The organism is Pseudomonas sp. NPDC089407 (assembly GCF_044900445.1).
Lineage (GTDB): Bacteria > Pseudomonadota > Gammaproteobacteria > Pseudomonadales > Pseudomonadaceae > Aquipseudomonas.
In genome coordinates, this window is record NZ_JBJDNB010000001.1 from 219,046 (window position 1) to 232,410 (window position 13,365).

At 62.0% G+C, this 13,365-nt stretch carries 15 protein-coding genes; 12 read left to right on the forward strand and 3 right to left on the reverse strand.

Going from position 1 to position 13,365, the window contains the following annotated elements:
- Positions 1–35 precede the first annotated feature (35 nt).
- Positions 36–635 carry a helix-turn-helix domain-containing protein gene (locus ACI2KG_RS01195; RefSeq protein ID WP_400616096.1) on the forward strand — a complete coding sequence of 200 codons (600 nt, stop codon included), beginning with the start codon at positions 36–38 and terminating at the stop codon, positions 633–635.
- 195 nt (positions 636–830) lie between these two features.
- Here the strand turns inward: ACI2KG_RS01195 and ACI2KG_RS01200 are convergent, their stop codons facing one another.
- Positions 831–1,442: an FMN-dependent NADH-azoreductase gene (locus ACI2KG_RS01200; protein WP_404660460.1), complete on the reverse strand. Its 612-nt coding sequence runs from the start codon at positions 1,440–1,442 to the stop codon at positions 831–833.
- A 133-nt stretch (positions 1,443–1,575) separates the two neighbouring features.
- Between ACI2KG_RS01200 and ACI2KG_RS01205 the strand changes: the two genes are divergently transcribed.
- Both ACI2KG_RS01205 and ACI2KG_RS01210 read left to right on the forward strand, forming a co-directional pair.
- Positions 1,576–2,478 carry a LysR substrate-binding domain-containing protein gene (locus ACI2KG_RS01205; RefSeq protein ID WP_404660461.1) on the forward strand — a complete coding sequence of 301 codons (903 nt, stop codon included), beginning with the start codon at positions 1,576–1,578 and terminating at the stop codon, positions 2,476–2,478.
- A complete protein-coding gene (locus ACI2KG_RS01210) occupies positions 2,471–2,830 on the forward strand; it encodes an MmcQ/YjbR family DNA-binding protein (protein WP_404660462.1) in 360 nt (119 codons plus the stop codon). Before ACI2KG_RS01205 ends, ACI2KG_RS01210 begins: the two co-directional genes overlap by 8 nt.
- Before the next feature lie 124 nt (positions 2,831–2,954).
- Here the strand turns inward: ACI2KG_RS01210 and ACI2KG_RS01215 are convergent, their stop codons facing one another.
- Both ACI2KG_RS01215 and ACI2KG_RS01220 read right to left on the reverse strand, forming a co-directional pair.
- Positions 2,955–3,368 carry a DUF1294 domain-containing protein gene (locus ACI2KG_RS01215; RefSeq protein ID WP_404660463.1) on the reverse strand — a complete coding sequence of 138 codons (414 nt, stop codon included), beginning with the start codon at positions 3,366–3,368 and terminating at the stop codon, positions 2,955–2,957.
- Complete coding sequence (locus ACI2KG_RS01220; RefSeq protein WP_404660464.1) at positions 3,361–4,191, reverse strand: undecaprenyl-diphosphate phosphatase; 831 nt, start codon at positions 4,189–4,191, stop codon at positions 3,361–3,363. Before ACI2KG_RS01220 ends, ACI2KG_RS01215 begins: the two co-directional genes overlap by 8 nt.
- Before the next feature lie 299 nt (positions 4,192–4,490).
- On the opposite strand from ACI2KG_RS01220, the gene mcpP reads away from it, so the two are divergent.
- The 9 genes from mcpP to ACI2KG_RS01265 all read left to right on the forward strand — a co-directional run bounded on the left by mcpP (position 4,491) and on the right by ACI2KG_RS01265 (position 13,310).
- On the forward strand, positions 4,491–6,125 hold the full coding sequence (mcpP, locus tag ACI2KG_RS01225) for a methyl-accepting chemotaxis protein McpP (protein ID WP_404660465.1): 1,635 nt from the start codon (positions 4,491–4,493) through the stop codon (positions 6,123–6,125).
- 280 nt (positions 6,126–6,405) lie between these two features.
- Positions 6,406–6,972 carry a nicotinamide riboside transporter PnuC gene (gene pnuC, locus ACI2KG_RS01230; protein ID WP_404660466.1) on the forward strand — a complete coding sequence of 189 codons (567 nt, stop codon included), beginning with the start codon at positions 6,406–6,408 and terminating at the stop codon, positions 6,970–6,972.
- The gene (locus tag ACI2KG_RS01235) at positions 6,969–7,538 is read left to right on the forward strand and encodes an AAA family ATPase (RefSeq protein ID WP_404660467.1); all 570 of its coding nucleotides are present in this window, start codon (positions 6,969–6,971) and stop codon (positions 7,536–7,538) included. Before pnuC ends, ACI2KG_RS01235 begins: the two co-directional genes overlap by 4 nt.
- Positions 7,539–7,835: 297 nt before the next feature.
- On the forward strand, positions 7,836–8,276 hold the full coding sequence (locus ACI2KG_RS01240) for a hypothetical protein (RefSeq protein WP_404660468.1): 441 nt from the start codon (positions 7,836–7,838) through the stop codon (positions 8,274–8,276).
- A 1-nt stretch (position 8,277) separates the two neighbouring features.
- Positions 8,278–8,856, forward strand: coding sequence for an adhesin (locus ACI2KG_RS01245; RefSeq protein ID WP_404660469.1), 579 nt, complete (start codon positions 8,278–8,280; stop codon positions 8,854–8,856).
- A 51-nt stretch (positions 8,857–8,907) separates the two neighbouring features.
- A complete protein-coding gene (locus tag ACI2KG_RS01250; protein ID WP_404660470.1) occupies positions 8,908–10,437 on the forward strand; it encodes a heme utilization protein in 1,530 nt (509 codons plus the stop codon).
- 62 nt (positions 10,438–10,499) lie between these two features.
- A complete protein-coding gene (locus ACI2KG_RS01255; RefSeq protein ID WP_404660472.1) occupies positions 10,500–11,180 on the forward strand; it encodes a C39 family peptidase in 681 nt (226 codons plus the stop codon).
- 44 nt (positions 11,181–11,224) lie between these two features.
- Positions 11,225–11,983, forward strand: coding sequence for a hypothetical protein (locus tag ACI2KG_RS01260; protein ID WP_404660473.1), 759 nt, complete (start codon positions 11,225–11,227; stop codon positions 11,981–11,983).
- 46 nt (positions 11,984–12,029) lie between these two features.
- Positions 12,030–13,310, forward strand: coding sequence for a hypothetical protein (locus ACI2KG_RS01265; protein WP_400616128.1), 1,281 nt, complete (start codon positions 12,030–12,032; stop codon positions 13,308–13,310).
- Positions 13,311–13,365: the final 55 nt, after the last annotated feature.

A 13,365-nucleotide genomic window follows, 5' to 3' on the forward strand; every position in this document is an offset into this window, starting at 1 on the left:
GTACATACTGCGGCTTTTACGATGGACCGACGTGCATGAGCCAACTCCCCCTGTCCCCCGCCCCTGAAACCGGGGCCGCCGCGCCGCAGTTTCTCGGCACCCGCATCCGCGGCCTGCGCAAGCGCCGCGGCATGACCCTGGCGGAGCTGGCCGCACACAGTGAACTGACCGCTGGCTACATCAGCCAGCTGGAGCGCAACCTCTCCTACCCGTCGATTCCGGCGCTCTTCAACATTGCCCGCAGCCTGGGCGTGACCATCCAGTGGTTCTTCGCCAGCGAAGCCACCACGGCACCCGAAGACCAAGGCTACGTGGTGCGGCGCAACAGCCGCCTGAGCGTGCATTACGAAGACGGCATTGTCGATCAGTTGCTGACCCCGCAGCCCAATCGACAGCTCGAGATCCTGCACTCACGCTTTCCCCCGGGCACCTATAGTCAGCAAAGCTATAGCCATGACGGTGAAGAGGCCGGTTACATCCTCAGCGGCGTCTTTGAGCTGTGGGTGGGCGAGCGGCACTTCCAGTTGGGCGAAGGCGACAGTTTCAGCTTCTCGAGCCAGGAGCCGCACCGTTATGGCAACCCGGGCGAGGTGGATGCCGTGGTGATCTGGGTGATCACGCCGCCAACATTCTGAAGCACTCCTACAGGCCTGCGTAACACCGTTGCGGTGCCATCAACGTACGGCTGATGCAACTATCCTGGTAGCCTGAAACGGCCTCATCGCCGGCAAGCCAGCTCCCACAGTTACTGCACATGACTTGAAGTCGATGCGGTCGATGTGGGAGCTGGCTTGCCGGCGATGAGGCCGTTTCAGGCTTATCGCTGGGGATCAGGCAGCAACAAACAGCGCGTTGGCAATCTGCGCCTGGGCAGCATCAATCGCCTGGGTGCGCTGCTCTGGTCCATAGGCCAGACCATGGGCGCGGACGATGTCCAGGTCGGTTACACCGATGAAACCAAGGAACACTTTCAGGAAGTCTTCATGCCCGGCGCCAGTCGGTTGGCCAGCGTGCAGGCCGCCGGCAGTCGAAACCAGCACCACCTTCTTGTTGCCGCACAGGCCTTCCGGGCCCGCTTCGGTGTAGCGGAACGTCTTGCCGGCGACGGCCACGCGGTCGATCCAGGCCTTGAGCTGGGTGGGCACGGTGAAGTTGTACATCGGCGCGCCAATCACCACAGCATCGGCAGCCAGGAATTCTTCCAGGGTTTCGGCGCTCAACTTGGCCTCGAAGGCCTGGGCGGCGTCACGCATGTCTTCCGGCGTGCCTGCAGCTACCAAGGTAGCGGCAGAGAAGTGGGCGATGGCGTCGGCGGCCAGGTCGCGGTACACCACCTCTACGGTTGGCTCTGCGGCTTTCCAGGCTTCAACCACTTCGCGGCTCAATTGGCGGGAGGCGGAATTGTCGCCCAGGATGCTCGAATCGATGTGCAACAGTTTCATGGGACTCTCCTGTGATTGAAGACCGCATCTGTGGGCGGTCACGATGGGGAGAATCCTACCGGGATGATTAATGACTGATAAGCCGGTAAAAATGCGTTAGTTTGTCCCACAGGTGGAACAGTGAGACATACCCATGCAAGACCTCAACGACCTTTTCTATTTTACCCGCGTGGTCGAAGCCGGCGGTTTCGCTGCCGCCGGGCGCCAGTTGGGCATCCCCAAGTCACGCCTGTCGCGGCGTATCGCCGAGCTCGAAGAGCGCCTGGGCACCCGCCTGCTGCAACGCACCACACGGCAGCTCAAGCTCACCGCGGTGGGCGAGCGCTACCTGCATCATTGCCAGGCCATGTTGCTGGAGGCTGAAGCCGCCGATGAAACCGTGGCCAGCATGAGCAGCGAACCGCGCGGGCGCTTGCGGGTGTCGTGCCCGGTGGCGTTGGCCCATGCCTTCTTGCCGGATGTGATCAGCCGCTTTCTTGAGCAGTACCCGCTGGTGCAACTGGACATGGTACTGCTCAACCGCCGTGTCGACTTGATTTCCGAAGGGATCGACGTAGCGTTGCGTGTGCGCGACCTGGGGGATGAAGACCCGGCCCTGGTCACCCGCCGCCTGCGCCAGGCACAAATGCAGTTGGTGGCTGCCCCGGGCTTTGCCGACCACATTCGCGAACCGGCCGAGTTGGCGTCGTTGCCTGTGCTGGGCGCCGCCGAGGCGGACCGGCTGGTCCACTTCCGCCTGCTCGGCCCCCATGGCAAGCAGCAGGAAATAGCCCTGGAACCACGCCTGGCCATCGATGATTTCGTAGTACGTAATGCTGCTGTACGGGCCGGCCTGGGCTTTACCGCCTTGCCCAGCATGTTCTGTGAAGAAGAACTGGAACGCGGCGAATTGGTGCGCCTGCTGCCAGACTGGTCACTGCCGGGTGGCTACCTGCAGGCGGTGTATCCGCACCGGCGCGGCTTGCTGCCGGCAGTGCGGGTGTGGATCGATCACCTGGCGGCGTCGTTCGAAGCCTGTGGAGAGCGATATGTCTGAAAGGAAGATGAGCGAAGCCGAAGTGGCGGCGTTTTGCCTGGGCCTGCCGGGGGCGCGGGAAGACTACAAGTGGGGTGGCATCCGGGTGTTCTCGGTGGCAGGCAACAAGATGTTCGCGGTGCTTGACCTGGCGGGTGCGGGGTTGTCGTTCAAAGTGGCCGACGATTTGTTTCTGGGTTATTGCGACCGCCCCGGGGTACGGCCGGCGCCTTATCTGGCAAGGGCGCGGTGGATCAGTATGGCGCTGCCCTACCCCATGGGGCGGGATGAGTTGTGTGACTTGTTGCAGCGCTCGCACCAGTTGGTGGTGCGGCGGTTGCCGAAGCGGATGCAGGTGGGGTTGTTGATTTGAATTAACCTGTGCCGGCCTGTGGGAGCGGGCTTGTCCCGCGAAGCAGACGACGCGTTGCTTGGGCACCGGCTATGCCGGTGTTCGCGGGACAAGCCCGCTCCCACAGGGCCGGCACAGCAACCGATCAACCTACAGGCAGATAAAGCCCATCAAAAAACAGCCAATCCGCCCAGAACACCTGGTGCACCAGCACAATCCCCCAGAACACCAACTGGTACGAAACCTTGCGGGTCTTGTGCCGGAACAGCTGCTGCGCCAGCAGCGCCCCCGGCCACCCACCCAGCAGCTCACTGGCATGCAGCACTTTTTCGGGCGTGCGCCAGGCCTGCGTGCGCGCCTGCTGTTTATCCTGCCAATACAGCAACAGGCTGATCAGGCTCATCGCCGGGTACAGCGCCAACGGCCACCAGGCCTGGTCGTTCCAGGCCATGCGCGCAGCCCCCAGAAGCGGCAGCAGGCACAGCACAGCCAACAGCAGCAGCTTCAGCCGCACATAGCGCACGCCTTCCACCCGTTGCCCGCGCAGCGCCTCAGCCATGGGCGGTCGACCAGTCAACCCAGCCAAACTGCCAAGTTGCCAGAATCAGCAGGCCGAACACGATGCGATACCAGGCAAACGCCGCGTAGCTGTGGTTGGCAATGAACTTGAGCAGCGCCCGCACAGCGATCATGGCAAAGATGAACGAGGTCACGAAGCCAAGCGCAAACACCGGCAGGTCGCTGGGCTGGAACAGGTCGCGGTACTTGTAGCCTGAGTACACCGCTGCGCCGACCATCGTCGGCATCGCCAAGAAGAACGAAAACTCGGTTGCGGCCTTGCGCGACAGGCCAAACAGCAGGCCGCCGATGATGGTCGAGCCGGAACGCGAAGTCCCCGGGATCATCGCCAGGCACTGAACGAAACCGATCTTCAGCGCGTGGCTCCAGCGCATGTCATCCACATGGTCCACCTGCACAGGGTGATCGCGGCGCTCGGCCCAGAGCATGATCACACCGCCCACCACCAGGGCAGCCGCCACGGTGATCGGGTTGAACAGGTATGCATGAATCAGGTCGGCAAACAGCACACCCAGCACCACCGCCGGCATGAACGCCAGCAGCAGGTTGCCGGTGAAACGCCGTGCCTTGGGCTGGCTGGCCAGGCCGAACACCACCTCGAGAATCTTGCTGCGAAACTCCCACACTACCGCCAGGATTGCCGCCAGCTGAATGATGATGTTGAAAGCCATGGCCCGTTCACCACCAAAACCTATCAGGTCGGCGACGATGATCTGGTGGCCGGTACTGGAGATCGGCAAAAACTCCGTCAGCCCTTCCACCACGCCCAAGATGATTGCCTGGAAGGCAGTCCAAAAATCCATCATTCCCCCGATGGAGCGCTGCTCGTGGCAGGCCCCTTGTTCTTGATTTGCTTATGATTGCCGCACGCGGCCCGGCAGTTTTACAGCGACTGTTGGGACCAGCGCCAGTGGAAAAGTTCACGCCGGCTAAAGGTTTCATCTTGCGCGGCCGAAATCCTAGCAGAGCGCCTTTGCAATCGCCTTACACGGCTTGCTGCAGACTGTTACAAACATAGCACTTAGCCATTAGTCGTGTGGGGCGTGCGTGCAAAGCATGCTTGGATGCATCTGAATAAAAAGAACAATGCGGGAGCTCCTGGATGAAGACGCTGAGATCGATGTCGATCAGCCGCCGACTGTGGCTGATCCTTGTGGTGGCAGTGGCCATGCTGGTGGTGCTGGGGCTGCTGATGCTGCGCCAGATCCACGGTGACCTGTACCAGGCCAAGGCGGAAAAGACCCGCCACGTGGTGCAGACCGCAGCCGGAGTACTGGCCTATTACCAAGGCCTGGAAGCGGCCGGCACGCTGAGCCGTGAAGCTGCCCAGCAACAGGCGCTGCAGGTGGTGCGCGCGCTGCGCTACGACCATGACGACTACTTCTGGATCAACGACCTGGGGCCGAAGATGATCATGCATCCGGCCAACCCCAAGCTTGATGGCCAGGACTTGTCAGCCGTGCGCGACCCCGACGGCTTTGCCGTATTCAACGAAATGGTCGCCCTGGCCCGCCAGCAGGACGCTGGCCCGGTCAATTACCGCTGGCCTAAGCCCGGCGCCAGCGAGCCGGTAGCCAAGACCTCCTATATAGAGTTGTTCAAGCCATGGGGCTGGATCATCGGTTCGGGGGTGTACATCGATGACGTGCAGGCCGAATTCGCCCGCCAGCTGCGCGACGCCTCGCTGGTCGGCCTGGCCATCGCGTTGCTGATGGCGCTGGTGGTCATGCTGATTGCCCGCAGCATCGCTCGCCCGTTGCAGGAGGCGGTGCAGGCCATGGGCAACATTGCCAGTGGCGAAAGTGACCTGACCCGGCGCCTGGACACCCATGGTCGCGATGAAATCACCCACTTGGGCGAGCACTTCAACCGCTTCAATGGCAAGCTGCAAGGGGTGGTCGGCCAGCTGCAAGGGGCGGCGCATGCCCTGGCACAGTCGGCCGGGCACGTTGGCGACAATGCCGGCGCCGCGCAACAGCGCAGTGCTCAGCAATCACTGCAGATGGACCAGGTGGCCACCGCCGTCAATGAAGTGACCTATGCCGTACAGGACGTGGCCAAGACCGCCGAACAGGCCGCCGGCGAAATGCGCAGTGCACAGCAGCAGGTAACGCACGGCCAGCAGGCCATTCACGGAAGCCTGGTGCAGATTGACCGGTTGTCGTTGACCATCGACCAGGCCGTGCAGGTGATCCGCGACCTGGCCGGGCATAGCACGCGCATCGGTGGCGTGCTCGATGTCATCCGCTCCATCGCCGAACAGACCAACCTGCTGGCGTTGAACGCAGCCATCGAGGCGGCACGGGCCGGCGAGCAAGGCCGCGGGTTTGCCGTGGTCGCCGACGAGGTACGCCTGCTGGCCCAGCGTACAGCGCAGTCCACGGCCGAGATCCACACCATGATCGAGCACCTCCAGAGCCAGTCGGACGCTGCGGTGCGGGCGATCGACACCAGCAGCGAGGCATCGCGCCAGACCGTCGAGCAAGCTCGCGAGGCCGGCGCCAGCCTGGACGCCATCAACCAGGCGCTGAACAACCTGACCGCCTTGAATGCCTCCATCGCCAGCGCCACCTTGCAGCAGTCGCATGTGGTCGAGGAAATCAACCGCAATGTGCTGGACACCGCCGGGCTGTCCCAGCAGACCGCCGATGCCGCGCGCCAGTCCAGCGATGCCGGGGTGGCGCTGGGGCGGTTGAGCGAGGAGCTGGAGCAACTGCTGCGCCAGTTCCGGGTGTAGATCCAAAAGGTGGCTCCCACTTGGCCTGCATCACCCTCAGGACAGGCACAGAACCTGTAGGAGCGGCCTTGCGTCGCGATGGGCTGCGCAGCAGCCCCGGCAATTTGTGCATCTGTGCAGAAACCCTGGGGCTGCTTTGCAGCCCATCGCGACGCAAGGCCGCTCCTACAAGGGCCAGTGCTGGTCAGTAGAGATATGCATCTGGCCGCTAGCGTGCTACACGTTACCCCACTGAACAGCTACAATCGCGCCCCTCCCCCGCAGCCTCCAAGGATCGCCGATGTCCGGCCTTGAACTCATCGCCGCCGTCCTCGGCGTCACCGCTGTCTGGCTTACGGTCAAGCAGAATGCCTGGTGCTGGCCGATCGGCCTGGTCATGGTGCTGATTTATGGCTGGCTGTTCTACGAGGTAAAGCTGTACTCGGGCATGTTGCTGCAACTGGCCTATGCCGTCCTGCAGCTTTACGGCTGGTGGCAATGGAAGCGCCCCGGCCACGCTGAAGACGCCCGCCAGGTTTCCCGCCTGCAACGCCCGGCACTGCTCACCGGCCTGGCGGCCGGGGGGCTGCTGAGCGTCGCCCTCGGCGCGGCCATGGCCAACTGGACCGATGCCGCCCTGCCCTGGCTGGACGCGACCCTGACCGGCTTCAGCCTGGTCGCGCAACTGTGGATGGCGCAGAAGCGCCTGCAATGCTGGCCGCTGTGGGTGGTGGTCGACATCATCTATGTGGGCCAGTACCTGCAGCAACAACTGTATTTCACGGCGGGCTTCTTCGTCGTACTGACCCTGATTGCCGTGCGCGGCTGGCTGGAATGGCGCCGTGACCCGGCGTTGGTGCAAGCATGAGCGGGCAGCAGGCGATGAAAGTGCTGGTCCTGTGCGGCCCCGAATCCAGCGGCAAAAGCTGGCTCAGCGGGGTAATCCAGGCGCATTTCGGTGGCGTGGTGGTGGGCGAGTACGTGCGTCATTTCATCGACCAGGAATGTCGTGATACTTGCTACGCCGACATCCCGACCATCGCCCGCGGCCAACTGACGTGGGAGGACCACGCCCGCGAGCAGGCACCGCCCCTGCTGATTCTCGACACCCACCTGCTGAGCAACATGCTCTGGAGCCGCGCGCTGTTCAACGATTGCCCCGCGTGGCTGGAGCAGGCACTGCTGGCCCGGCGCTACGACCTGCACCTGCTGCTAAGCCCGCAAGGCGTGGACTGGGTTGCCGATGGCCAGCGCAGCCAACCCGCACTCGAAGACCGCCAGCGCTTTTTCGACGACAGCCTGCGCTGGCTGAAGCAGCATGGCCAAGCGCACAAAATAATTGAGGGAAATTGGCCGCAGCGCCAGTTGCTGGCGCTGCAAACAGTGGCTAAGCTCATTGATAGCGATACGCCATACTGCGCTACCGAGTGTTAAGCCACTGACACACCCCGGTGGGTCAAAGCCCCCGGAATTGCGGGGGTTTCCCCCGTTTATGGCCCAGTGTCAAATGCATGAAACACCCCTGCAAAAACCCTTCCAATCAAGCCCAGTGCTGGCTTGGCCGGCAATGCATGCGCCTGACTGTTTCAGCGCTGAGACAAAAGACGCCGCCATTTGTCAGCCCCCTGCCCTAACCGCTTGATCTGAAAACCCTTCTCAAAAGCGGCACAGCTTCTGCTCTGTCCTTCGCATCGCTGATCAGGGCCAGCGCACAGAGAAGGAATTGCCGTCGTGAGGAAAACAGACAAACGCCTTTATCACGTCTTGCTGCTGGGGTGCGTACTGGGGACGCTGAGCCTCACGGCGCAAGCAGACAACGGGATCATCATCATCACCCGCGACGTACAGGTGCGCAACGCGACCATTCCGCCGCTAAGGCCTGACCCTAACCCCACCACCGTCAATGCCAACCCTTCTGCCCAAGTGCTGAAACAGACCAGCGAGCTCAGTGACGGCGACTTCGCCAGTATCAGCAGCGGTGCTGGCATCAGCAACATGATTACCCAGCAGACCAACAATCTGGGCGGCAACCTCGCCAACCAGAACCAGTTGCCCAACCTGTCGGGCGGGCGTGGCACCGGTGGAGCGGGTAATGGTATCTCCAACATGGTCAATTCGAGCGTACAACGCGGCCTGGCGCCGCTGCAGATCCTGACCGGCGGGGGCAAGTGAGATGAAGCACACGCTGCTGATGCTGGCTGCCCTGTGCAGTGTTCCGGCCCTTGCCCAGTCCCCCGTTCCCGTCATAAACAGTGCCGATATCGACAACTCCGGCAGCCGCTACCAAGGCAACCTCACCGTCAACCAGGCTGCCGGCGACCAGCAACAGCAGGCCAATGCCCGCGCTATCGCCGTTGGCCCCGAAGCCAACGCCAACACCCAGATCCGGCAACGGCTCAATACCCCCGCCGACCCCAGAATGGACGCCCGCGCGACCATTCAGGGCAGCGCCTTCAGCAACGGTAGCGGCGCCCTGGGCGTCAACCAGAGCGCTGGCGCCAACACTCAGCAAGCCAACGCCATGAGCATCAGCATTGGTGCACAACCGCAAAGCATCGACGACAGCGTCCTCATGCAACAGAACGTGACGCTGCTCAACAACTCCGGCGCAACTGACATCCCGGCCGGCTATCGCCAGGTCACTACCAGTGACCAGGCCTTCACCGGTAGCCGTGGGGTGATCCAGTTGAACCAGAGTGCCGGGGTGGGAAACCGCATGGCCAACACCTTGAGCATCCGGGTCGCGGACTGACCCTTTCAGTTAAGAACGACACTTAACCAAACTAGAGTACGGAGAATCACCATGAAACCCTCGATGGCAATCAAGCCTCTTGTGTTCGCAATTGCTGCGGTCATGGCTGTTGCTGTACAAGCTGACCAGAACGACCGCCGCGGCGGTCACAACAACAACGGTAACAACAACCAGACCCGGATCCCGATCTCGGCCACTGCCAATGCCCTGGATACCCAGCGCAGCGTAGACAATGCCATCACCAACCAAGGCACCATCAACGAAGCCGAGATGAGCAGCTCGGCTACCGGTGCCAGCGGCAACGTCGGCGTCAACGTGGCGGCCGGTAATGGCAACCAGCAGGGCAACGCATCGGCAATTGCCAACGCGGCCGCAGATACGACGCTGGACAACAGTTTTGTCTTCGGTGACGCCGAGGCCAATGCCGAAGTCAGCCAGGTCAGCAACCGCAACCGGGTCGACAACTGGTCCACCCAGTCCTCTGCGGTCATGAGCGGGTCGGGCGAAGGCAGCTCGGGTAACGTCGGTATCAACATTGCCGGCGGCGACCTGAACCAGCAGAAAAACAGCATGGCCATCGCCAATGCGAACGCCGGCCTGGGTAACTCCACCGCCTCGGCCACTGCTGACCAGAACGGCCCAGGCCTGGTGGTCAACAACGCCGCAGACCGCACCTACCGTGTGGATACGCTGACCTTCACCACGACCAGAACCGGGTCTAGCTCGCGCGAAGGCACGTTCGACTCGACCGATGACCGCAGCTCGTCGTCAAGCTTCAACCTGGCTGGCTCGCAAAGCGCAAGCTCCAGCGGCTCGAACGGCTGGACCTCCAGCGGTTCCAGCAGCTCGAACGCCAGCGGCTCGAACAGCTCGAGCGCCAGCGGCTCCAACAGCGCCAGTGCCAGTGGCAGCAACAGCGCCAGTGCCAGCGGCTCTAACAGCTGGAACGCCAGCGGCTCGGTTGGCGGCACTGCCAGCTCGTCCAGCAGCTCTAGCCTGACCGCAACGCTGGCGGCCGCAGCCGATGCTACCCGTACCATCACCAGTGATGATGGCCGCCGCGAACGCACCCGCACCGACAGCTTCGACGGTTCGCTCAATGCCTCGCTCGATGTTGATGTGGATCGCTCTAGCAACAGTGCGTATGACGCATCGTTCGAAAAGGCCTTCGATTCGTCCTTCGACACCTCGCGTGAATCGGCATACGACCGCAGTCGCGAATCGTCCTACGACCGGACCCGTGATTCTTCGTATGACAAGTCTCGCGACTCGTCGTATGAGAAAGCTCACGAGTCGACTTACGCCAACGCTTCGGAATCGGCGTATGAAAAGTCTGGCGAGCAATCGTCGCAGTCCTCGAACGACATTTCGAAAAGCTACAGCGAAAGCAGCGCCTACGACTTGAGCAATACCGTGTCCTTCCAAGTGCTGACCCCGACCGGCTGGGCCAACCCTGTTACCAACACTGCAACCCTTAGCGGTTCGGTGAACGGTGGCAGCGGCAACCTGGGCGTGAACGTGGCGGCCGGTGTGGGCAACCAGCAGAGCAACTCGCTGGCCATCTCCAACACCTCGTTCTAAGCGTTGCACGTAAGGCCCCCTTCGGGGGGCCTTTCTTCAACAGAACCGGAAGGCATCCGATCATGCGCATTATTGCCCTGGCGTTTTTGCTGTGCCTGGCCAGCGTGAGCGAAGCTGCACAAATGCCGCTGGCAGTCTTGCCGGGCGGCGCCGTCGTATTCAAACCCCTGCAGAGCGTCCGTGAACGCAAATTCGCCGACCTGGTGCAGCAGAAAACCGACTTCAGTTGCGGCGCCGCCGCACTGGCAACCATCCTGCGCCAGGCTTACTGGCTGGATGTCGACGAACACCAGATCATCGAAGGCATGCTGGCCCACGCCGATCAGGACCTGGTACGCACCCAGGGTTTTTCGATGCTCGACATGAAACGCTATGTGGAAAGCCTGGGCATGCGTGCCCGCGGCTACCGGGTGGCTCCGGACACCTTGCACAATGTACGCATCCCGGTTGTGGTGCTGATGGATATCCGTGGCTACAAGCACTTCGTGGTCATGCAGAAAGTCGACAACGGCTGGGTGTATATCGGTGACCCGGTATTGGGCCACAAACGCTACAAGCTCGAAGACTTCCTGAGGGGCTGGAACGGCATCATCTTTGCGGTGATCGGCCAAGGCTACGACAAAGCCAACGTGTTGCTCGACCCTCCGTTGCCCCTGACCGCCAAGGGCCGTGTAAACGGCTTTACCCCGGTCAAGGACACAGACCTGCTGGACTTCGGTTTTATCAAAAGCGACTTCTTCTAACGACTCTTCCAATGACAGGCGCATGAGGCGCCGGGGAGCATTTCATGAAGACCCCTTTTTGGCTGGCTATGGTTTGCCTGGCTTCCAGCCTGCCTACGCAAGCAGAGACCTTCAAACCCATCGAGTTGAAGGATCAAGAGTTGGCCAACTTGCGGGGTCGCTACGTGATGCCCGGGCGTATCGTGAGTTTCGGCATTGTCATGAGCAGCACCTGGCAGAATGCCAAGGGGGACGTGATCGGTGCCACTAGCACCCTGAACGTGCAACAGTCCACGCTCCAACCGCAATTCTACGTATCCATGATCGACGAAAAGGGTACTGGCTCGCCGTCAGCCAGCGGCGCAGCCCCGACCGCAGGCACCGGCACCGTGACCGGCGGTGCGGGGCTTGGCAGCACCGAGGGTGTGACGCAGGTTGTCCGGGCAGCCGGCGACAACAACAGCGCCTACAACAACGTCGACATCAACGTCACCAAGGGCAACGAAGCGCCTGTAGTCCAGCCACAAGGGCAGGTGCTGGCGGCCGGCCAGACCTTGACCGCAGCGAACGGTGCCGGCGCGCTCAGCGTGTCATCCACCGGTGTGGGCGTACAGCTCAACATCAATGCCAGTGACAACCAAGGCAGCAGCGTACAGCGCCTTGCTCAGGGCGGGCTGATGCAGAACACCACATTGCTTGGCAACGGTAACCACATCAACAACATCACCTCGCTCAACGTGGTCATGCGTGAGAACGTGCCGACAGCCGCTTCGCTCAACGGCAATCTGGACCAGCTCAAAGGTCTTCGCACTCTCGGATACTGATCTACGCTCAGTCTCATCAAAAGTAGTCGGAAGGGACGGCAACTCCATGCACCGATCTTTATCGCTCAGAGCTTTTGTATGTTTGACCACCCTGGCACCCGCCACCTCGCTATACGCAGCCGCCGACCCTCAAGTGGAGGCCCTGAAACAGGAGCTGATCGAGCTCAAGCGCCAGTATGCAGCGCAGCAGCAAGCGTTGATGGTACTGGAGCAACGTGTGCGGCAGGTCGAGGAGACGCCCGCCGCGCCGCAGCCTAAACGCCTGGTCAAATCCCCTGCCGAAGGGGTCAAGGGCGCACAGACCGTGGCCTCTGGCGCCCCGGGCACCACCGGCAGCTCGTATGGCCAGGCACTGGCTGCTGATGCGGAGCCGGCACAGAGCGTGTCCAACCTGTACGACGAAGCCAGCGGTTTCTTTGGTGGCGGCAAGTTCAGCCTGGAAACCGGCGTTACCTATACCCACTACGACACCCGTGCGCTGACCCTCAACGGCTTCCTCGCGCTGGATTCCATTTTTCTCGGCAACATCAACCTGGACAGGATCAAGGCTGATAACTGGACTCTGGACCTGACCGCACGCTACAACCTGGCGCAGCGTTGGCAATTCGACATCAACGTGCCCGTGGTCTACCGCGAATCCACCTATTCGTCAGGTGGCGCAGGCGGCGCCGGGGCGGCCAGTTCCGATGCGTCGGTGACGCGCGACCCGGAGATCGGCGACGTCAACGTCGGGGTGGCCTACAAGTTCCTCGACGAGGACGAAACCTGGCCTGACGCCGTGGCCACCTTGCGCATCAAGGCGCCCACCGGCAAGGACCCGTATGGTATCAAGCTGCGCGAGGTCGACGGCAACAGCAACCTGTCGGTACCGGAAAGCCTGCCGACGGGCAACGGCGTTTGGTCGATCACGCCGGGCATCTCGCTGGTCAAGACCTTCGACCCCGCCGTGCTGTTCGGCAGCCTGTCCTACACCTACAACATGCAGGACTCCTTCAGCGACATCAGCCCGCAGGTGAATAGCAAGGTGCCGGGTGACGTCAAGCTGGGTGACTCGTGGCAGATCGGCGGCGGTATCGCCTTCGCCCTGAACGAGAAAATGAGCATGTCGTTCTCGGTGTCCGACCAGTTTGCCCGCAAGAGCAAGATCAAGCCGGATGGCGGCGACTGGCAGTCGATCTCCAACAGTGACTACAACGCCGCCAACTTCAACATTGGCCTGACCTTCGCTGCCACCAACAACCTGACCATCGTGCCCAACTTGTCCATTGGTCTGACCGATGACGCGCCGGACTTCTCCTTCAGCCTGAAATTCCCCTACTACTTCTGATACTTGCCATTGGCCCGGCCCCCGCGAGGGCCGGGCTTTTGGTTACCGGCTTGGT

Coding starts and splice junctions, on each gene's coding strand:
- ACI2KG_RS01195 (WP_400616096.1), top strand. CDS start 36: ATGAGCCAACTCCCCCTGTCCCCCGCCCCTGAAACCGGGGCCGCCGCG.
- ACI2KG_RS01200 (WP_404660460.1), bottom strand. CDS start 1,442: ATGAAACTGTTGCACATCGATTCGAGCATCCTGGGCGACAATTCCGCC.
- ACI2KG_RS01205 (WP_404660461.1), top strand. CDS start 1,576: ATGCAAGACCTCAACGACCTTTTCTATTTTACCCGCGTGGTCGAAGCC.
- ACI2KG_RS01210 (WP_404660462.1), top strand. CDS start 2,471: ATGTCTGAAAGGAAGATGAGCGAAGCCGAAGTGGCGGCGTTTTGCCTG.
- ACI2KG_RS01215 (WP_404660463.1), bottom strand. CDS start 3,368: ATGGCTGAGGCGCTGCGCGGGCAACGGGTGGAAGGCGTGCGCTATGTG.
- ACI2KG_RS01220 (WP_404660464.1), bottom strand. CDS start 4,191: ATGGATTTTTGGACTGCCTTCCAGGCAATCATCTTGGGCGTGGTGGAA.
- mcpP (WP_404660465.1), top strand. CDS start 4,491: ATGAAGACGCTGAGATCGATGTCGATCAGCCGCCGACTGTGGCTGATC.
- pnuC (WP_404660466.1), top strand. CDS start 6,406: ATGTCCGGCCTTGAACTCATCGCCGCCGTCCTCGGCGTCACCGCTGTC.
- ACI2KG_RS01235 (WP_404660467.1), top strand. CDS start 6,969: ATGAGCGGGCAGCAGGCGATGAAAGTGCTGGTCCTGTGCGGCCCCGAA.
- ACI2KG_RS01245 (WP_404660469.1), top strand. CDS start 8,278: ATGAAGCACACGCTGCTGATGCTGGCTGCCCTGTGCAGTGTTCCGGCC.
- ACI2KG_RS01250 (WP_404660470.1), top strand. CDS start 8,908: ATGAAACCCTCGATGGCAATCAAGCCTCTTGTGTTCGCAATTGCTGCG.
- ACI2KG_RS01255 (WP_404660472.1), top strand. CDS start 10,500: ATGCGCATTATTGCCCTGGCGTTTTTGCTGTGCCTGGCCAGCGTGAGC.
- ACI2KG_RS01260 (WP_404660473.1), top strand. CDS start 11,225: ATGAAGACCCCTTTTTGGCTGGCTATGGTTTGCCTGGCTTCCAGCCTG.
- ACI2KG_RS01265 (WP_400616128.1), top strand. CDS start 12,030: ATGCACCGATCTTTATCGCTCAGAGCTTTTGTATGTTTGACCACCCTG.